The 19,324-nt window shown below is 60.8% G+C and carries 15 protein-coding genes and 1 tRNA gene; all 16 read left to right on the forward strand.

All coding sequences use genetic code 11. The features are described 5' to 3' along the window. Positions 1-302: elongation factor Tu (locus tag E1N52_RS41380; protein WP_484217456.1), on the forward strand; the 302-nt coding region annotated here is incomplete at its 5' end. A 70-nt stretch (positions 303-372) separates the two neighbouring features. Continuing rightward, positions 373-448 (forward strand) — tRNA-Trp (locus E1N52_RS41385). Positions 449-485: 37 nt separating this feature from the next. Further along, positions 486-866 carry a preprotein translocase subunit SecE gene (gene secE, locus E1N52_RS41390; protein ID WP_028208940.1) on the forward strand — a complete coding sequence of 127 codons (381 nt, stop codon included), beginning with the start codon at positions 486-488 and terminating at the stop codon, positions 864-866. Position 867: 1 nt separating this feature from the next. Further along, positions 868-1,425, forward strand: a complete 558-nt coding sequence (gene nusG, locus E1N52_RS41395) for a transcription termination/antitermination protein NusG (protein WP_028208939.1) — start codon at positions 868-870, stop codon at positions 1,423-1,425. A gap of 191 nt (positions 1,426-1,616) precedes the next feature. Further along, a complete protein-coding gene (gene rplK, locus E1N52_RS41400) occupies positions 1,617-2,048 on the forward strand; it encodes a 50S ribosomal protein L11 (RefSeq protein ID WP_027797945.1) in 432 nt (143 codons plus the stop codon). Continuing rightward, entirely contained in the window at positions 2,049-2,744 is a 696-nt protein-coding gene (rplA, locus tag E1N52_RS41405) for a 50S ribosomal protein L1 (protein ID WP_133190715.1), read from the forward strand. Positions 2,745-3,054: 310 nt separating this feature from the next. Next, positions 3,055-3,552: a 50S ribosomal protein L10 gene (gene rplJ, locus E1N52_RS41410; RefSeq protein WP_069269335.1), complete on the forward strand. Its 498-nt coding sequence runs from the start codon at positions 3,055-3,057 to the stop codon at positions 3,550-3,552. Between the two features lie 78 nt (positions 3,553-3,630). Next, complete coding sequence (rplL, locus tag E1N52_RS41415; RefSeq protein WP_027821097.1) at positions 3,631-4,005, forward strand: 50S ribosomal protein L7/L12; 375 nt, start codon at positions 3,631-3,633, stop codon at positions 4,003-4,005. 376 nt (positions 4,006-4,381) lie between these two features. Further along, entirely contained in the window at positions 4,382-8,488 is a 4,107-nt protein-coding gene (rpoB, locus tag E1N52_RS41420) for a DNA-directed RNA polymerase subunit beta (protein WP_069269333.1), read from the forward strand. Positions 8,489-8,509: 21 nt separating this feature from the next. Further along, positions 8,510-12,760: a DNA-directed RNA polymerase subunit beta' gene (rpoC, locus tag E1N52_RS41425; protein ID WP_133190717.1), complete on the forward strand. Its 4,251-nt coding sequence runs from the start codon at positions 8,510-8,512 to the stop codon at positions 12,758-12,760. Positions 12,761-12,952: 192 nt separating this feature from the next. Then, a complete protein-coding gene (locus tag E1N52_RS41430; protein WP_133190719.1) occupies positions 12,953-13,339 on the forward strand; it encodes a hypothetical protein in 387 nt (128 codons plus the stop codon). A gap of 159 nt (positions 13,340-13,498) precedes the next feature. Continuing rightward, positions 13,499-15,346, forward strand: coding sequence for a DNA helicase RecQ (recQ, locus tag E1N52_RS41435; RefSeq protein WP_133190721.1), 1,848 nt, complete (start codon positions 13,499-13,501; stop codon positions 15,344-15,346). Between the two features lie 279 nt (positions 15,347-15,625). Beyond that, complete coding sequence (gene rpsL / locus E1N52_RS41440; RefSeq protein ID WP_027797953.1) at positions 15,626-16,006, forward strand: 30S ribosomal protein S12; 381 nt, start codon at positions 15,626-15,628, stop codon at positions 16,004-16,006. A gap of 186 nt (positions 16,007-16,192) precedes the next feature. After that, a complete protein-coding gene (rpsG, locus tag E1N52_RS41445; protein WP_006053291.1) occupies positions 16,193-16,663 on the forward strand; it encodes a 30S ribosomal protein S7 in 471 nt (156 codons plus the stop codon). A gap of 148 nt (positions 16,664-16,811) precedes the next feature. After that, positions 16,812-18,914 (forward strand): elongation factor G, encoded by a 2,103-nt coding sequence (gene fusA / locus E1N52_RS41450; protein WP_133190723.1) that lies wholly within the window; start codon positions 16,812-16,814, stop codon positions 18,912-18,914. Positions 18,915-19,009: 95 nt separating this feature from the next. Beyond that, a partial coding sequence (locus E1N52_RS41455) for a GTP-binding protein (protein WP_246089445.1) occupies positions 19,010-19,324 on the forward strand: 315 nt, incomplete at its 3' end.

Genomic DNA, 19,324 nt, shown 5'->3' on the forward strand with positions numbered 1-19,324 from the left:
GGGTGGGTTCGATCACGCCGCACACGCACTTCACGGCTGAAGTGTACGTGCTGAGCAAGGACGAAGGCGGCCGTCACACGCCGTTCTTCAACAACTACCGTCCGCAGTTCTACTTCCGTACGACGGACGTGACGGGCTCGATCGAGCTGCCGAAGGACAAGGAAATGGTCATGCCGGGCGACAACGTGTCGATCACGGTGAAGCTGATCGCTCCGATCGCGATGGAAGAAGGTCTGCGCTTCGCAATCCGCGAAGGTGGCCGTACCGTCGGCGCCGGCGTGGTTGCAAAGATCATCGAGTAAGTTTTTGCCAGTCTCGTTGATCGACTAAGTGGTTTCGGGGTTGGCGATGCCGCCAACCCCAAAATGGTTTAGGGGTATAGCTCAACTGGCAGAGCGTCGGTCTCCAAAACCGAAGGTTGGGGGTTCGATTCCCTCTGCCCCTGCCAACTTCTCGCGCCTCGGCGCGTTGTTCTTTAAGGTGTTATGGCGAATCCTTCCGTCGAAACTGTTAATACTTCCAGCGACAAGCTGATGCTTGCGGCGGGTGTATTGTTGGTTGTGGCCGGGTTCGTAGGGTTCTACTGGCTCGGTAGCCAGGAGTGGTATGTCCGCGGTGCAGCGCTCGCAGTGGGCGTGATCGCGGGGGTGGTAGTCGGTCTTCTCTCGGCGCCCGGCAAGAGCTTCATCGCGTTTGCCAAAGACTCGTACAAGGAAGTTCGCAAGGTCGTCTGGCCGACTCGCAAAGAGGCCACGCAAACGACCCTGGTGGTCTTCGGCTTTGTGCTGGCAATGGCCATCATTCTGTGGGTTTGCGACAAATCCATCGAGTGGGTGATTTTCTCGGCGATTCTGGGTTGGAAATGATATGAGCGATACACCGGCATCCCCGAGCGGAAAACGTTGGTATGTGGTGCACGCCTACTCCGGCATGGAGAAGAGCGTGCAACGTGCGCTTCAAGAGCGCATCGAACGTGCTGGCATGCAAGACAAGTTTGGCCAGATCCTCGTTCCGACTGAAGAAGTCGTCGAGGTGAAGGGTGGTCACAAATCGGTGACCGAACGTCGTTTCTTCCCGGGCTATGTCCTGGTTGAGATGGAAATGACGGACGAAACGTGGCACCTCGTGAAGAACACGGCAAAGGTGACCGGTTTCGTCGGCGGGGCGCGTAATCGCCCGAGCCCGATTTCGCCGCGCGAAGTCGAAAAGATCATGTCGCAGATGCAGGAAGGCGTTGAGAAGCCGCGCCCCAAGACCCTGTTCGAAGTCGGCGAGATGGTCCGCGTGAAGGAAGGTCCGTTCACGGACTTCAACGGCAGCGTCGAAGAAGTCAACTACGAAAAGTCGCGCGTCCGGGTCTCCGTCACCATTTTCGGTCGCGCCACACCGGTCGAACTCGAATTCGGCCAGGTCGAAAAGCTGTAAATCGAATACTACGGATCGCGCCTTTGGTGCGGTCCGTTTTTCCGCGCTTACGGTCCGCGTTATGGCCGTAGAGGAGCGCCAGTAGTCCAGTCGGCTGTAGATGTCGCCAAAGCAGTTGGCACAGCGAAGATTGTGGTGAACGCGCGCTACCACTCACCAGAACGCTCACGCGTTCCAAAGAGGTTTTCAACATGGCAAAGAAAATCATCGGCTTTATCAAGCTGCAGATTCCTGCAGGTAAAGCCAATCCGTCGCCGCCGGTCGGCCCGGCACTGGGTCAGCGCGGCCTGAACATCATGGAGTTCTGCAAGGCGTTCAACGCGCAGACTCAAGCCATGGAACCGGGTCTGCCGGTTCCGGTCGTGATCACGGCATTCGCGGACAAGAGCTTCACGTTCATCCTGAAGACGCCGCCGGCTACGGTTCTGATCAAGAAGGCAGCGAAGGTCGACAAGGGTTCGGCCAAGCCGCACACCGACAAGGTCGCTACGATCACCCGCGCGCAAGCCGAGGAAATCGCGAAGACCAAGATGCCGGACCTCACGGCAGCCGATATGGATGCAGCGGTTCGCACGATCGCTGGTAGCGCCCGCTCGATGGGCATCGTCGTGGAGGGCGTGTAAATGGCTAAGGTTTCCAAGCGTCAAAAGGCACTGGCTGCCAAGATTGACCGCCAAAAACAGTACCCGATCGGCGACGCACTGTCGCTCGTGAAGGAATGCGCCACGGCGAAGTTCGACGAGTCAATCGACGTTGCAGTGCAGCTCGGCATCGATGCGAAGAAGTCGGACCAGGTCGTTCGCGGCTCGGTCGTTCTGCCCGCTGGTACCGGCAAGTCGGTCCGCGTCGCAGTGTTCGCGCAAGGTGAAAAGGCTGAGCAGGCTAAGGCAGCAGGCGCAGAGATCGTCGGTATGGAAGACCTCGCCGAGCAGATCAAGGGCGGCAACCTGAACTTCGACATCGTGATCGCTTCGCCGGACACGATGCGCGTCGTCGGTACGCTCGGTCAGATCCTCGGCCCGCGTGGCCTCATGCCGAACCCGAAGGTCGGCACCGTGACGCCGGACGTGGCGACCGCGGTCAAGAACGCGAAGGCTGGTCAGGTGCAATTCCGTGTCGACAAGGCAGGTATCATCCACGCCACGATCGGCCGTGCATCGTTCGAGCCGACCGCGCTGCGCACCAACCTGGACGCGCTCCTCGACGCGCTGACCAAGGCGAAGCCGGCAACGAGCAAGGGCGTGTACCTGCGCAAGATCGCTGTCTCGAGCACGATGGGCGTTGGCGTTCGCGTCGACCAGACGTCGCTCACAGCGTAATAGTTTTGCCGCGCTGAGGCTCGAAAGGGCAGCAGCGTGGATTTAAAGGGCTTTGGGCGGTTGTGCAGCGGCAGTAAGCGCGGTGCAACCGGTTGTCAAAGACCGTTGGCGGAAGTGCAGCAGTTGAGTGCTTCCTTAATGCAAAGCCAACGCAGATGGCGAACCCGAAAAGGTTTTGAAGTGCTGATGTGAGCGGATGCAGGCGGTAACGCCTGACAATGCAAACTGATTTACTCCGGACTGGTCGGTCGCCGTTGTTGAACGCGGCACATGTAGCGAAAGCAAAGTGTGTCGAATCTGGAGGTTAACCGTGCCACTGAACAAAGAAGGTAAGCAGGCCGTCGTGGCTGAAGTCTCCGCGCAAGTCGCGAAGGCTCAGACCATGGTGCTGGCCGAGTATCGTGGAATCGCGGTTGGCGATCTGACCAAGCTGCGCGCGAAAGCGCGTGAGCAGCAGGTGTACCTCCGCGTGTTGAAGAACACGCTGGCGCGTCGCGCTGTCGAAGGTACCCCGTTTGCTCCGCTGGCAGAGCAGATGACTGGCCCCCTGATCTACGGCATCTCGGAAGATGCAATTGCTGCTGCGAAGGTCGTCAATGACTTCGCGAAGGGCAATGACAAGTTGGTCATCAAGGCTGGTTCCTACGAAGGCAAGGTGATGGACGTGGCAGGCGTGCAAGCGCTGGCCAACATCCCGAGCCGCGAAGAACTGCTCTCGAAGCTGCTGTTCGTTATGCAAGCTCCTGTTTCCGGCTTCGCGCGTGCTCTGGCCGCGCTGGCGGAGAAGAAGCAAGCAGAAGCTGCCTGATTTCAGGCAGACGAACGAGCAAGAGCAAGCGAGAAAGATCGCTAGCTGTTTCCGAATTCAAATCTGGAGTAATTTCAAATGGCAATCGCAAAAGAAGACATCCTCGAAGCCGTTGGCTCGATGTCGGTTCTTGAACTGAACGAACTGGTCAAGGCATTCGAAGAGAAGTTTGGCGTGTCGGCAGCTGCTGTGGCAGTCGCTGGCCCGGCAGGCGGCGGCGCTGCTGCTGCTGCTGAAGAGCAGACCGAATTCACGGTCAACCTGCTCGAAGCCGGCGCAAACAAGGTTTCGGTCATTAAGGCCGTTCGCGAACTGACGGGTCTCGGCCTGAAGGAAGCGAAGGACCTGGTCGACGGCGCACCGAAGCCCGTGAAGGAAGCGGTGCCCAAGGCTGCTGCTGAAGAAGCGAAGAAGAAGCTGGAAGAAGCCGGCGCGAAGGCTGAAATCAAGTAAGTTTCAGCGCGCTGTGCGAAGGCTGGCGGTTTTTACACCGCCGGCCTTTTTGTGCTTTGTGGGTTCTGCGTTTTTGTGTTCGATTTTTTAGAAGTCGGAGGCGGGATGCGGGACCCAGAAGCCAAAGAAAAACGTCTTTCGCCGGGTGAGTGCCTCAAGGGCACCATCAGTGCGCACGACGCTTCTCTTTGTCTTCTGAAGCGACTGCAGAAGGCAAGTTTGGTCGGGCAGCGGGCACGTTATGACAAGCCGAAATCCGTTGCCGTCAGCCAGCGGTTGGTAGAGGCCAACCACCAAGCTTCCAGGGCTCGCGAAGCCATCGGGTCTCAGTCGGTGAACACTCGGGTCGTCCTACCCGCCGTGATTCGGAGATCGTATGCACTATTCCTTCACCGAGAAGAAGCGTATTCGCAAGAGTTTCGCGAAACGCCCCATCGTTCACCAGGTTCCTTTCCTGCTGGCTACCCAGCTTGAATCATTCAGCACATTCCTGCAAGCAGAAACGGCGACCGCACAACGCAAACCGGAAGGTCTGCAGGCAGCGTTTTCGTCCGTTTTTCCTATTGTTTCCCATAACGGCTTTGCTCGTCTAGAGTTCGTCAGCTACATGCTGTCGTCGCCGGCATTCAACATCAAGGAATGCCAGCAACGCGGCTTGACGTACTGCTCGGCGCTGCGCGCCAAGGTACGTCTCGTCCTGCTCGACAAGGAATCGCCGAGCAAGCCGGTCGTCAAGGAAGTGAAGGAACAGGAAGTGTACATGGGCGAAATTCCGCTCATGACGCCGACTGGTTCGTTCGTCATCAACGGCACCGAGCGTGTCATCGTCTCGCAGCTGCATCGCTCGCCTGGCGTGTTCTTCGAACACGACAAGGGCAAGACGCACAGCTCGGGCAAGCTGCTCTTCTCGGCCCGTATCATTCCTTACCGCGGTTCGTGGCTCGACTTCGAGTTCGACCCGAAGGACGTGCTGTACTTCCGCGTCGACCGTCGCCGCAAGATGCCGGTCACGATCCTGCTGAAGGCTATCGGCCTCACGCCGGAACAGATCCTCGCGAACTTCTTCGTGTTCGACAACTTCACGCTGATGCCGGAAGGCGCGCAGATGGAGTTCGTGCCGGAGCGTCTGCGCGGTGAAGTCGCGCGCTTCGACATCAGCGATCGCGAAGGCAAGGTCATTGTCCAGAAGGACAAGCGGATCAACGCCAAGCACATTCGCGACCTCGAAAGCGCGAAGACGACGTACATTTCGGTCCCCGAAGATTATCTGCTCGGCCGCGTTCTCGCGAAGAACGTCGTCGACGGCGACACGGGCGAAGTGATCGCGAACGCGAACGACGAGATCACCGAAAGTGTGCTCGAGAAGCTGCGCGAAGCGAAGATCAAGGACATCCAGACGCTCTACACGAACGATCTGGACCAGGGTCCGTACATCTCGTCGACGCTGCGTATCGACGAGACCGCCGACAAGATGGCTGCGCGCATTGCGATCTACCGCATGATGCGTCCGGGCGAACCGCCGACCGAAGAAGCGGTCGAGGCGCTGTTCAACCGCCTGTTCTACAGCGAAGAAGCGTACGACCTCTCGAAGGTGGGTCGTATGAAGTTCAACCGCCGCGTCGGCCGTGACGAAATCGTCGGCCCGATGACGCTGCAGGACGACGACATCCTCGCGACGATCAAGATCCTCGTCGAGCTGCGCAACGGCAAGGGCGAAGTGGACGACATCGACCACCTCGGCAACCGTCGTGTGCGTTGCGTGGGCGAACTCGCGGAAAACCAGTTCCGCGCGGGTCTCGTGCGCGTCGAACGTGCAGTGAAGGAACGCCTCGGCCAGGCCGAAAGCGAAAACCTGATGCCGCACGACCTGATCAACTCGAAGCCGATTTCGTCGGCGATTCGCGAGTTCTTCGGTTCGTCGCAGCTGTCGCAGTTCATGGACCAGACCAACCCGCTCTCGGAAATCACGCACAAGCGTCGTGTTTCCGCACTGGGCCCGGGCGGTCTGACGCGTGAGCGCGCAGGCTTCGAAGTCCGCGACGTGCACCCGACCCACTACGGCCGCGTGTGTCCGATTGAGACGCCGGAAGGTCCGAACATTGGTCTGATCAACTCGCTCGCACTGTACGCGCACCTGAACGAATACGGCTTCCTCGAAACGCCGTATCGCAAGGTTGCAGACGGCAAGGTGACCGACCAGATCGACTACCTGTCGGCGATCGAAGAAGGCCGTTACGTGATCGCTCAGGCGAACGCGGCAGTGGCTGAAGACGGCACGCTGACCGACGAACTCGTTTCGTCGCGTGAAGCGGGCGAAACGCTGATGGTCACGCCGGACCGCATCCAGTACATGGACGTGGCGCCGTCGCAGATTGTCTCGGTTGCAGCCTCGCTGATTCCGTTCCTCGAGCACGACGACGCGAACCGTGCACTGATGGGCTCGAACATGCAGCGTCAGGCCGTGCCTTGCCTGCGTCCGGAAAAGCCGGTCGTCGGTACGGGTATCGAGCGCACGGTTGCCGTCGACTCGGGTACGACGGTTCAGGCGCTGCGTGGCGGCGTGGTCGACTACGTCGACGCAGGCCGTATCGTGATTCGTGTGAACGACGACGAAGCGGTTGCTGGTGAAGTTGGTGTGGACATCTACAACCTCATCAAGTACACGCGTTCGAACCAGAACACGAACATCAACCAGCGTCCGATCGTGAAGATGGGCGACAAGGTTGCGCGCGGCGACGTGCTGGCTGACGGCGCATCGACGGATCTGGGCGAGCTCGCGCTCGGCCAGAACATGCTGATCGCGTTCATGCCGTGGAACGGCTACAACTTCGAAGACTCGATCCTGATCTCGGAGAAGGTGGTTGCGGACGACCGTTACACGTCGATCCACATCGAAGAACTGAATGTCGTTGCACGCGACACGAAGCTCGGACCGGAAGAAATCACGCGCGACATTTCGAACCTCGCGGAAGTGCAGCTTGGCCGTCTCGACGAGTCGGGCATCGTGTACATCGGCGCGGAAGTCGAAGCGGGCGACGTGCTCGTGGGCAAGGTCACGCCGAAGGGCGAAACCCAGCTTACGCCGGAAGAAAAGCTGCTGCGCGCGATTTTCGGCGAGAAGGCTTCGGACGTGAAGGATACGTCGCTGCGCGTGCCCTCGGGCATGAGCGGTACGGTCATCGACGTGCAGGTGTTCACGCGTGAAGGCATCCAGCGCGACAAGCGTGCACAACAGATCATCGACGATGAACTGAAGCGCTATCGCCTCGACCTGAACGACCAGCTGCGTATCGTGGAAGGCGACGCGTTCCAGCGTCTCGCACGCATGCTCGAAGGCAAGGTCGCGAACGGCGGTCCGAAGAAGCTCGCGAAGGGCACGAAGATCGAACGCGCGTACCTCGAAGATCTGGATCACTACCACTGGTTCGACATCCGCCTCGCGGACGAAGAAGCAGCGGCGCAGCTCGAAGCGATCAAGAACTCGATCGAAGAGAAGCGTCACCAGTTCGATCTGGCCTTCGAAGAGAAGCGCAAGAAGCTCACGCAAGGCGACGAACTGCCGCCGGGCGTGCTGAAGATGGTCAAGGTGTACCTCGCGGTGAAGCGCCGCCTGCAGCCTGGCGACAAGATGGCAGGCCGTCACGGTAACAAGGGTGTCGTGTCGAAGATCGTTCCGATCGAAGACATGCCGTACATGGCCGATGGCCGTCCGGCAGACGTCGTGCTGAACCCGCTCGGCGTGCCGTCACGGATGAACGTGGGTCAGGTTCTCGAAGTGCACCTGGGCTGGGCCGCGAAGGGTCTGGGCTGGCGTATTGGCGAGATGCTTGCGCGTCAGACGAAGGTTGCAGAGCTGCGTGAGTTCCTCACGAAGATCTACAACGAGTCGGGCCACAAGGAAGACCTCGACAGCTTCAGCGACGACGAGATCCTCGAACTGGCGAAGAACCTGCGCGAAGGCGTGCCGTTCGCAACGCCGGTGTTCGACGGTGCGACCGAAGAGGAAATGGGCAAGATGCTCGATCTGGCGTTCCCGGACGACGTCGCTCAGAACCTCGGCATGACGCCGTCGAAGAACCAGGTGCGTCTGTACGACGGCCGCACGGGCGAGATGTTCGAGCGTACGGTGACCGTTGGCTACATGCACTACCTGAAGCTGCACCACCTTGTCGACGACAAGATGCACGCGCGTTCGACGGGTCCGTACTCGCTCGTTACGCAGCAGCCGCTGGGTGGTAAGGCGCAATTCGGTGGTCAGCGCTTCGGTGAAATGGAAGTGTGGGCGCTCGAAGCGTATGGCGCTTCGTATGTGCTGCAGGAAATGTTGACGGTGAAGTCCGATGACGTGACGGGCCGGACGAAGGTGTACGAAAACCTCGTCAAGGGCGACCACGTGATCGACGCGGGCATGCCGGAATCCTTCAATGTGCTGGTGAAGGAAATCCGCTCGCTCGGCATCGACATCGACCTCGACCGCAACTAATCGGACTACGGAGAGAAGGCAATGAAAGCTCTGCTCGATCTATTCAAGCAAGTCCAACAAGAAGAAGTTTTTGACGCGATCAAGATCGGTCTGGCCTCGCCGGACAAGATCCGCTCGTGGTCGTTCGGCGAAGTGAAGAAGCCGGAGACCATCAACTACCGTACCTTCAAGCCGGAACGGGATGGTCTGTTCTGCGCGAAGATCTTCGGGCCGATCAAGGACTACGAGTGCCTGTGCGGCAAGTACAAGCGCCTGAAGCACCGTGGCGTGATCTGCGAGAAGTGCGGCGTTGAAGTCACGCTCGCCAAGGTGCGTCGCGAACGCATGGGCCACATCGAGCTGGCCTCGCCGGTCGCTCACATCTGGTTCCTGAAGTCGCTGCCGTCGCGTCTGGGCATGGTGCTCGACATGACGCTGCGCGACATCGAGCGCGTGCTGTACTTCGAAGCATATGTGGTGATCGAACCGGGCATGACGCCGCTGAAGGCGCGTCAGATCATGACCGAAGAGGATTACTACAATAAGGTCGAGGAATACGGCGACGAATTCCGTGCCGAAATGGGCGCGGAAGGCGTGCGTGAACTCCTGCGCGCGATCAACATCGACGAACAGGTCGAAACGCTGCGCACCGAGCTGAAGAACACCGGCTCGGAAGCGAAGATCAAGAAGTACGCGAAGCGCCTGAAGGTGCTCGAGGCCTTCCAGCGTTCGGGCATCAAGCCCGAATGGATGGTGCTCGAAGTGCTGCCGGTGCTGCCGCCCGAACTGCGTCCGCTGGTGCCGCTGGACGGTGGCCGTTTCGCGACTTCGGACCTGAACGATCTGTATCGCCGCGTGATCAACCGTAACAACCGTCTGAAGCGTCTGCTCGAGCTGAAGGCGCCGGAGATCATCGTCCGCAACGAAAAGCGGATGCTCCAGGAAGCGGTTGACTCGCTGCTCGACAACGGTCGTCGCGGCAAGGCGATGACGGGCGCGAACAAGCGTCCGCTGAAGTCGCTCGCCGACATGATCAAGGGTAAGGGCGGTCGTTTCCGTCAGAACCTGCTGGGCAAGCGCGTGGACTACTCGGGCCGTTCGGTCATCGTGGTGGGTCCGACGCTCAAGCTGCACCAGTGCGGTCTGCCGAAGCTGATGGCGCTCGAACTCTTCAAGCCGTTCATCTTCAACAAGCTGGAAACGATGGGCGTTGCCACGACCATCAAGGCTGCGAAGAAGGAAGTCGAGAACCAGACGCCGGTGGTGTGGGACATCCTCGAAGAGGTGATCCGCGAGCACCCGGTGATGCTGAACCGTGCGCCGACGCTGCACCGTCTTGGCATTCAGGCTTTCGAGCCGGTGCTGATCGAAGGTAAGGCAATCCAGCTGCACCCGCTCGTTTGCGCGGCGTTCAACGCCGACTTCGACGGTGACCAGATGGCTGTTCACGTTCCGCTGTCGCTCGAAGCGCAGATGGAAGCGCGTACGCTCATGCTCGCGTCGAACAACGTCCTGTTCCCGGCCAACGGCGATCCGTCGATCGTGCCGTCGCAGGATATCGTGCTGGGCCTGTACTACGCCACGCGTGAAGCGATCAACGGCAAGGGCGAAGGCATGACGTTCACGGGCGTGTCGGAAGTGCTCCGCGCATACGAGAACAAGGAAGTCGAACTGGCTTCGCGCGTCAACGTGCGTATTACCGAAATGGTCCACAACGAGGACAAGTCGGAAGGCGCACCGGCATTCGTGCCGAAGATCTCGCTGTACGCGACGACCGTTGGCCGCTCGATCCTGTCGGAAATCCTGCCGCCGGGCCTGCCGTTCTCGGTGCTGAACAAGCCGCTGAAGAAGAAGGAAATTTCGCGTCTGATCAACACCGCGTTCCGCAAGTGCGGTCTGCGTGAAACGGTGATCTTCGCTGACCAGCTGATGCAGTCGGGCTTCCGCCTTGCAACGCGCGCCGGTATTTCGATCTGCGTGGACGACATGCTCGTGCCGCCGCAGAAGGAAACCATCGTCGGCGAAGCCGCGAAGAAGGTGAAGGAATACGACCGTCAGTACATGTCGGGTCTCGTCACCGCGCAAGAGCGCTACAACAATGTGGTCGACATCTGGTCGAACACGTCGGAAGCGGTCGGCAAGGCGATGATGGAGCAGCTCGCGACGGAACCGGTCATCGACCGCGACGGCAAGGAAACGCGTCAGGAATCGTTCAACTCGATCTACATGATGGCCGACTCGGGCGCGCGGGGTTCCGCAACGCAGATTCGCCAGCTGGCGGGTATGCGCGGCCTGATGGCGAAGCCGGACGGCTCGATTATCGAAACGCCGATTACCGCGAACTTCCGCGAAGGTCTGAACGTGTTGCAGTACTTCATCTCGACCCACGGTGCACGTAAGGGTCTGGCTGATACGGCACTGAAGACCGCGAACTCGGGTTACCTGACGCGTCGTCTCGTCGACGTGACGCAGGATCTCGTGGTCGTCGAGGACGATTGCGGCACGTCGAACGGCGTGGCGATGAAGGCCCTCGTGGAAGGCGGTGAAGTCGTCGAAGCGCTGCGTGACCGTATTCTCGGTCGCGTCGCGGTGGCGGACGTCGTCAATCCGGAAACGCAGGAAACGATCTACGCTTCGGGCGACCTGCTCGACGAAGACGCGGTCGAAACGATCGAAAGCCTCGGCATCGACGAAGTGCGCGTGCGTACGCCGCTCACTTGCGAAACGCGTTACGGCCTGTGCGCAGCCTGCTATGGCCGCGACCTGGGCCGTGGCTCGCGCGTGAACGTCGGCGAAGCAGTCGGCGTGATCGCGGCACAGTCGATCGGCGAACCGGGCACGCAGCTCACGATGCGTACGTTCCACATCGGTGGTGCGGCATCGCGTGCGGCAGTCGCTTCGTCGGTGGAAGCCAAGTCGAACGGTACGCTGCGCTTCACGGCGACGATGCGTTACGTCACGAATGCGAAGGGTGAGCAGGTCGTCATCTCGCGTTCGGGCGAAGCCATCATTGCCGACGATCACGGCCGCGAGCGCGAGCGTCACAAGGTGCCGTACGGCGCGACGCTGCTGCAGCTCGATGGCGCGGCGATCAAGGCCGGCACGCAGCTCGCAACGTGGGATCCGCTTACGCGCCCGATCATCACCGAGTACGGCGGTACGGTGAAGTTCGAGAACGTCGAAGAAGGCGTGACCGTAGCCAAGCAGATCGACGACGTCACGGGTCTGTCGACCCTCGTCGTGATCGACGTGAAGCGCCGCGGTTCGCAGGCGGCGAAGAGCGTGCGTCCGCAGGTCAAGCTGCTCGACGCGAACGGCGACGAAGTGAAGATCCCGGGCACAGAGCATTCGGTGCAGATCGGCTTCCAGGTCGGCGCACTGATCACCGTGAAGGACGGTCAGCAAGTGCAGGTCGGTGAAGTGCTCGCACGTATCCCGACCGAAGCGCAGAAGACGCGTGACATTACCGGTGGTCTGCCGCGTGTGGCGGAACTGTTCGAAGCACGTTCGCCGAAGGACGCAGGTATCCTGGCGGAAGTCACGGGTACGACGTCGTTCGGTAAGGACACGAAGGGCAAGCAGCGTCTCGTTATCACGGACCTCGAAGGCAATCAGCACGAGTTCCTGATCGCGAAGGAAAAGCAGGTGCTGGTCCACGACGGTCAGGTCGTCAACAAGGGCGAAATGATCGTGGACGGCCCGGCCGATCCGCACGACATCCTGCGTCTGCAGGGTATCGAAGCGCTGTCGCGTTACATCGTGGACGAAGTGCAGGACGTGTACCGTCTGCAGGGCGTGAAGATCAACGACAAGCACATCGAAGTGATCGTGCGTCAGATGCTGCGTCGTGTGCAGATCACCGACAACGGTGATACGCGCTTCATCCCGGGCGAGCAGGTCGAGCGTTCGGACATGCTGGACGAAAACGACAAGATGAACGCCGAGGACAAGCGCCCGGCAACGTACGAGAACGTGCTGCTCGGTATCACGAAGGCATCGCTCTCGACCGATTCGTTCATCTCGGCGGCATCGTTCCAGGAAACGACCCGCGTGCTGACCGAAGCGGCGATCATGGGCAAGCGCGACGATCTGCGTGGCCTGAAGGAAAACGTGATCGTCGGCCGTCTGATTCCGGCTGGTACGGGTCTCGCGTTCCACAAGGCGCGCCGTGCGAAGGAATCGTCGGATCGCGAGCGTTTCGACCAGATCGCAGCGGAAGAAGCGTTCGAGTTCGGTACGCCGGAAACCCCGGCCGCCGAGCAGCCGCAACAGCCGCATACGACGGACGAGTAAGCGTGGGGCGGCGCAAGCCGCCTTTCGCCGCGGGCTGGAATGCCCTCGCAAAAGCCGCCTGGTTTTCACCGGGCGGCTTTTTTTATTGGCGCCGGCGTTTTTTCGCTTTCACCTGCGGCCTCGTGCCGCAGTGCAGGCCCGCTCGCTGCGCACATCGGTGAGGCGTGCTAACGTAGCGCGCCAAGTCCGCCTGTGTGGGTCTTTTCGTACGACGCTGGCGGCATTTACCTGAATCTGGAGGCGGTAATCATGTGGGTGGTCGGGGTCGGTCTCATCCTGAATCTGGTGGCGTGTGTCGCCAGCTTTTCTCAGCTACTGCATCACGTCAGCAACGAGTCCGCAGCGAACTTCTTTGCGACCTTCCTTGTGATGTGGGCATTCCTGATCATCGGCTTCATCATGATGCTGGCGGGCCGGGTCAAGGGCGGCGCCGCGCTGCTTACGATCGGCTCGCTGATGTTCGTCGGCGCCAACGTCGTGCTCTTCGGAATGAGCGTGTTCGCGATCGCCGCCGCGGTCGTGGCCGTGGTGACGATCGTCGGCGCGGTTCGGATCGCGAGCCGGCGCGTCGCTGCCTGACGAATCCGCTTTACCCGGGTCGTCTGCGTTTGCGATCCGCGCGCGACTTCTACGGTTTCTCCTGGCCGAATGGCCAATCTTCACGGTAGCGGCGGTTAAGGCTCGTCCGGGTTGGTAAAATCCTGCCCACCGCCTTAGCTCCGCACGCTCACCGCTTTCATGTCCCGTTCCCTCGAAATCCTCAACGAAGTCTTCGGCTATCCCGCGTTCAGAGGGCAACAAGCCGAAATCGTCGAGCACGTTGCAGGGGGCGGCGATTCGCTGGTGCTGATGCCGACTGGCGGCGGCAAATCGCTCTGCTACCAGATTCCCGCGCTCGTGCGGCACGAAGCCGGGCTCGGTGCCGGCATCGTCGTGTCGCCGCTCATCGCGCTCATGCAGGACCAGGTGGCCGCGCTCACCGAAGTGGGCGTGCGTGCCGCTTATCTGAATTCCACGCTGAGCGGTGCCGAAGCGGCGGCCACCGAGCGGGCGCTGCGCGAAGGCGATCTCGACCTGCTTTACGTCGCGCCCGAGCGCCTCATGACGTCGCGCTTTCTCGACCTGCTCGAGCGCACGCGCATCGGCCTCTTTGCAATCGACGAAGCGCACTGCGTTTCGCAATGGGGCCACGACTTCCGGCCCGAATATATCCAGCTCTCGGTGCTGCACGAGCGCTTTCCGAACGTGCCGCGCATCGCGCTCACGGCAACCGCCGACGCGATCACGCGCGACGAGATCGCGCACCGTCTCGCGCTCGACGACGCCCGTGTGTTCGTCTCGAGCTTCGACCGGCCGAATATCCGCTACCGCATCGTCGAGAAGGACAACGCGCGCTCGCAGTTGCTCGACTTCATCCGCGCGGAGCATACGCGCGCGGATGGGACCTCGGATGCAGGCGTCGTGTATTGCCTCTCGCGCCGCAAGGTCGAGGAAACGGCGGAGTGGTTGAAAGGCCAGGGGTTGCGCGCGCTGCCGTACCACGCCGGCATGGAATTCGAGGTGCGCCAGAAGCACCAGGAACTGTTCCAGCGCGAGGAGGGCGTGGTGATGTGCGCCACCATCGCATTCGGCATGGGGATCGACAAGCCGGACGTGCGCTTCGTCGCGCATCTGGATTTGCCCAAGAGCGTGGAAGGCTACTACCAGGAAACCGGCCGCGCTGGGCGCGACGGGCTGGCGGCCAACGCGTGGATGGCCTACGGTCTCGGCGACGTGGTGCAGCAGCGCAAGATGATCGACGAGTCCGAAGCCGACGAGCAGCACAAGCGTGTGCAGACGGGCAAGCTCGACGCGCTGCTCGGCCTATGCGAAGCGGCCACGTGCCGGCGCGTGCGCCTGCTCGCGTACTTTGGTGAAGAGAGCAAGCCGTGCGGTAACTGCGATACGTGCCTCGAGCCGCCCGCCACCTGGGATGCGACGCGCGAGGCGCAAATGGCGCTCTCGTGTGTGTTCCGCGCGCAGCGCGCGAGCGGCTTCAATTTTGGCGCCGGCCATTTGATCGACATCCTGCGCGGCAATCGCAACGAGAAGATCCTGCAGCGCGGGCACGAGAAAATCTCCACCTTCGGTATCGGCTCCGCGCTGTCGGAGCCGGAATGGCGCGCGATCTTCCGGCAACTGGTGGCGTTCGGCTATCTCACCGTCGACCACGACGGCTACGGCTCGCTCGTGCTCACCGAGGCGAGCAAGGCGGTGCTCAAGGGCGAGCAGAATGTCACGATGCGCCGTTACGTGAAGCCCACGCGTACGCGCACGTCGTCGAGCCGCACCAGCGAGCGCGCCGATCCGACCCTTGGTATGAGCCCGCGTCAGCGCTCGCGCTGGGAGCGCCTGCGCCTGTGGCGCACCGAAACCGCGAAGAGCGAGGGCGTGCCGGCCTACGTCATCTTCCACGACGCCACGCTGGCGGAAATCGCACGCAACGGCCCGGAGTCGGTGGACGAACTGCGTGACATTCCGGGCATCGGGGCGCGCAAGCTCGAGCGCTTTGGCGAGGAACTCGTCGAGGTCGTCGGCGACGAATAAGGCGCGGCGTTTGCCCGTCGGGTATTCCGCGCGCCGCCGGACTGTCGCGGCGCTGTCACTTCTTCCGTCCTCCGAAATGTCGCAAGCCATTGACTCGCTTGGCCTTTTCGGAATATCATGCTGGGTTCCGGTCTTTGGGATGTCCGTGCTCGTCGATTGATTTGACGAAATCGAACATCAACTAGCCAATCCCGGAATTCTCGTAGGAGTTTAGATGCATGGTTTTCCGCTTTGCCCGGAAATAAATGCGTCGATTTTGTTCAATTTCAGGAATAAACAATGCCAACCATCAATCAACTGGTTCGCAAAGGCCGCGCTTCGGAAGCTACGAAGAGCAAGTCGCCGGCCCTGCAGGACTGCCCGCAGCGTCGCGGCGTGTGCACCCGTGTGTACACGACGACGCCGAAGAAGCCGAACTCGGCACTCCGTAAGGTCGCAAAGGTGCGCCTGACGAACGGCTTCGAAGTCATTTCGTACATCGGTGGTGAAGGCCACAACCTGCAGGAACACTCGGTCGTGCTGATCCGCGGCGGCCGTGTGAAGGACTTGCCGGGTGTGCGTTACCACATGGTTCGTGGCTCGCTGGATACCCAGGGCGTCAAGGATCGTAAGCAGGCTCGTTCGAAGTACGGCGCGAAGCGCGCGAAGGCTGCGAAGTAAGAGCCAGGTGTCGTCCGCACTTTCGAGTGCCGGCGATAAAGCGACAGGTGCCGGATTGGCCGGTGCTGTCGAGTAAGTGGTCACCCGACCAGGCTGGTAAGTCGTAATGGATGAATCGGGTTAGTTGGTGGCCGCGGAGCGCAAGGGATTCACCCGCGCTTCAACTGAAAAGTTAAAGGAAGAAACATGCCGCGTCGTCGCGAAGTCCCCAAGCGGGAAGTGTTGCCGGATCCGAAGTTCGGCAACGTTGATGTAGCCAAGTTCATGAACGTGCTGATGCTCTCCGGCAAGAAGTCGGTTGCCGAGCGTATCGTGTACGGCGCTTTCGAACAGATCCAGACCAAGGGTGGCAAGGACCCGCTGGAAGTGTTCACTGTCGCGCTCAACAACGTGAAGCCGGTGGTGGAAGTGAAGAGCCGCCGCGTTGGTGGTGCGAACTATCAGGTTCCGGTCGAAGTGCGCCCCTCGCGTCGTATGGCATTGGCGATGCGTTGGCTGCGTGAAGCCGCGAAGAAGCGCAGCGAGAAGTCGATGGCCCTGCGTCTGGCAGGTGAACTCTCCGAAGCGGCCGAAGGCCGTGGCGGCGCGATGAAGAAGCGCGACGAAGTTCACCGGATGGCAGAAGCGAACAAGGCGTTCTCGCACTTCCGCTTCTAAGAGAAAACCCGTACCGGGTTTGCTCCAAAAAACGGAAAAATTTCCGGGCGGGTGCGCTTATCAAGCGCCTCGCCCGTTTGTGTTCAGGCGCGTTGGGTCTCACCCGTTGGGATCGAACCCGGCGCGCACCTCCCGATAGAGGATCAAAGTGGCTCGCAAGACTCCTATCGAGCGCTACCGTAACATCGGTATTAGCGCTCACATCGACGCCGGCAAGACGACGACGACCGAGCGCATTCTGTTTTACACCGGCGTGAACCACAAGATTGGTGAAGTTCACGACGGCGCCGCGACCATGGACTGGATGGAGCAGGAACAGGAACGTGGCATCACGATCACGTCCGCTGCTACGACCGCGTTCTGGAAGGGCATGGGCGGCAACTACCCCGAGCACCGCATCAACATCATCGACACCCCGGGCCACGTCGACTTCACGATTGAAGTTGAGCGTTCGATGCGCGTGCTCGACGGCGCGTGCATGGTCTACTGCGCAGTGGGCGGCGTGCAGCCGCAGTCGGAAACGGTGTGGCGTCAGGCGAACAAGTACAAGGTTCCCCGTCTCGCGTTCGTCAACAAGATGGACCGTACCGGCGCGAACTTCTTCAAGGTCTACGACCAGCTGAAGAACCGCCTGAAGGCAAACCCGGTTCCGGTCGTGGTGCCGATCGGCGCTGAAGAAAACTTCAAGGGCGTCGTCGACCTCCTGAAGATGAAGGCGATCATTTGGGACGAGGCCTCGCAAGGCACGAAGTTCGACTACGTCGACATCCCGGCTGAACTCGTTGACACGTGCAACGAGTGGCGCGAAAAGATGATCGAGTCGGCTGCTGAAGCCAGCGAAGAGCTGATGGAAAAGTACCTCGGCGGCGAAGAGCTGTCCGAAGCGGAAATCGTCAAGGCGATCCGCGACCGGACCATCGCTTGCGAAATCCAGCCGATGCTGTGCGGCACCGCGTTCAAGAACAAGGGCGTGCAGCGTATGCTCGACGCCGTGATCGACTTCCTGCCGTCGCCGGTGGACATTCCCCCGGTCACGGGCGAACTCGAAAACGGCGAGAAGGCAGAGCGCCGCGCATCCGACGACGAGAAGTTCTCGGCACTCGCGTTCAAGATCATGACCGACCCGTTCGTCGGCCAGCTGATCTTCTTCCGCGCGTACTCGGGCGTCGTCAACTCGGGTGACACCGTGCTGAACTCGACCAAGGGCAAGAAGGAACGCCTCGGCCGTATTCTGCAGATGCACGCGAACAACCGCGAAGAAATCAAGGAAGTTCGTGCAGGCGACATCGCCGCAGCCGTTGGCCTGAAGGAAGCAACCACGGGCGACACGCTGTGCGACCCGGCGAACCCGATCATCCTGGAGCGCATGGTGTTCCCGGAGCCGGTGATTTCGCAGGCCGTCGAGCCGAAGACCAAGGCTGACCAGGAAAAGATGGGCCTCGCCCTGAACCGCCTGGCGCAGGAAGACCCGTCGTTCCGCGTCCAGACGGACGAGGAATCGGGCCAGACCATCATTTCGGGTATGGGCGAGCTCCACCTCGAAATTCTGGTCGACCGCATGAAGCGCGAATTCAACGTGGAAGCGACCGTCGGCAAGCCGCAGGTTGCGTACCGCGAAACGATCCGCGCTACGGCGAAGGACGTCGAAGGCAAGTTCGTCAAGCAGTCGGGCGGTCGCGGCCAGTTCGGTCACGCTGTCATCACGCTTGAGCCGAACGAGCAGGGCAAGGGCTACGAGTTCCTGGACGAGATCAAGGGCGGTGTGATTCCGCGCGAATTCATCCCGGCGGTGGACAAGGGTATCCAGGAAACGCTGAAGGCTGGCGTGCTCGCGGGCTTCCCGGTCGTCGACGTGAAGGTTCACCTGACGTTCGGTTCGTACCACGACGTTGACTCGAACGAAAACGCGTTCCGCATGGCCGGCTCGATGGCCTTCAAGGAAGCAATGCGCAAGGCAAGCCCGGTCATCCTCGAACCGATGATGGCTGTGGAAGTCGAAACGCCGGAAGACTACATGGGCAACGTGATGGGCGACCTGTCGAGCCGTCGCGGTATCGTCCAGGGCATGGAAGACATGGTTGGCGGCGGCAAGATCGTTCGCGCCGAAGTGCCGCTGTCGGAAATGTTCGGCTATTCGACGTCGCTGCGCTCGCTGTCGCAAGGCCGCGCAACGTACACGATGGAATTCAAGCACTACGCAGAAGCACCGCGTAACGTGGCCGACGCGATCATCAGCGCGAAGGCGAAGTAAGCATCGGCGCTCATTTGAGCACGCAGCGGGCCTGGCATGGGCTGGGTCCGCGTAGCACAGTCACCGATTCACCACTTTTTTGAAAGAAGAGAAACATGGCAAAAGGTAAATTCGAACGGACCAAGCCGCACGTGAACGTGGGCACGATCGGTCACGTTGACCACGGCAAGACCACGCTGACGGCAGCGATCACGACGGTTCTGACCGCCAAGTTCGGCGGCGAAGCGAAGGCGTACGACCAGATCGACGCAGCGCCGGAAGAAAAGGCACGTGGTATTACCATCAACACCGCGCACGTCGAGTACGAAACGGCTAACCGCCACTACGCACACGTCGACTGCCCGGGCCACGCTGACTACGTGAAGAACATGATCACGGGCGCGGCACAGATGGACGGCGCGATCCTGGTG

This window comes from Paraburkholderia guartelaensis (assembly GCF_004353905.1).
GTDB classification, from domain to species: Bacteria; Pseudomonadota; Gammaproteobacteria; order Burkholderiales; family Burkholderiaceae; genus Paraburkholderia; species Paraburkholderia guartelaensis.

What these genes read in the sequence shown, in the direction of transcription:
- secE (WP_028208940.1), top strand. Translation starts at nt 486, where the DNA reads ATGGCGAATCCTTCCGTCGAAACTGTTAATACTTCCAGCGACAAGCTG.
- nusG (WP_028208939.1), top strand. Translation starts at nt 868, where the DNA reads ATGAGCGATACACCGGCATCCCCGAGCGGAAAACGTTGGTATGTGGTG.
- rplK (WP_027797945.1), top strand. Translation starts at nt 1,617, where the DNA reads ATGGCAAAGAAAATCATCGGCTTTATCAAGCTGCAGATTCCTGCAGGT.
- rplA (WP_133190715.1), top strand. Translation starts at nt 2,049, where the DNA reads ATGGCTAAGGTTTCCAAGCGTCAAAAGGCACTGGCTGCCAAGATTGAC.
- rplL (WP_027821097.1), top strand. Translation starts at nt 3,631, where the DNA reads ATGGCAATCGCAAAAGAAGACATCCTCGAAGCCGTTGGCTCGATGTCG.
- rpoB (WP_069269333.1), top strand. Translation starts at nt 4,382, where the DNA reads ATGCACTATTCCTTCACCGAGAAGAAGCGTATTCGCAAGAGTTTCGCG.
- rpoC (WP_133190717.1), top strand. Translation starts at nt 8,510, where the DNA reads ATGAAAGCTCTGCTCGATCTATTCAAGCAAGTCCAACAAGAAGAAGTT.
- recQ (WP_133190721.1), top strand. Translation starts at nt 13,499, where the DNA reads ATGTCCCGTTCCCTCGAAATCCTCAACGAAGTCTTCGGCTATCCCGCG.
- rpsL (WP_027797953.1), top strand. Translation starts at nt 15,626, where the DNA reads ATGCCAACCATCAATCAACTGGTTCGCAAAGGCCGCGCTTCGGAAGCT.
- rpsG (WP_006053291.1), top strand. Translation starts at nt 16,193, where the DNA reads ATGCCGCGTCGTCGCGAAGTCCCCAAGCGGGAAGTGTTGCCGGATCCG.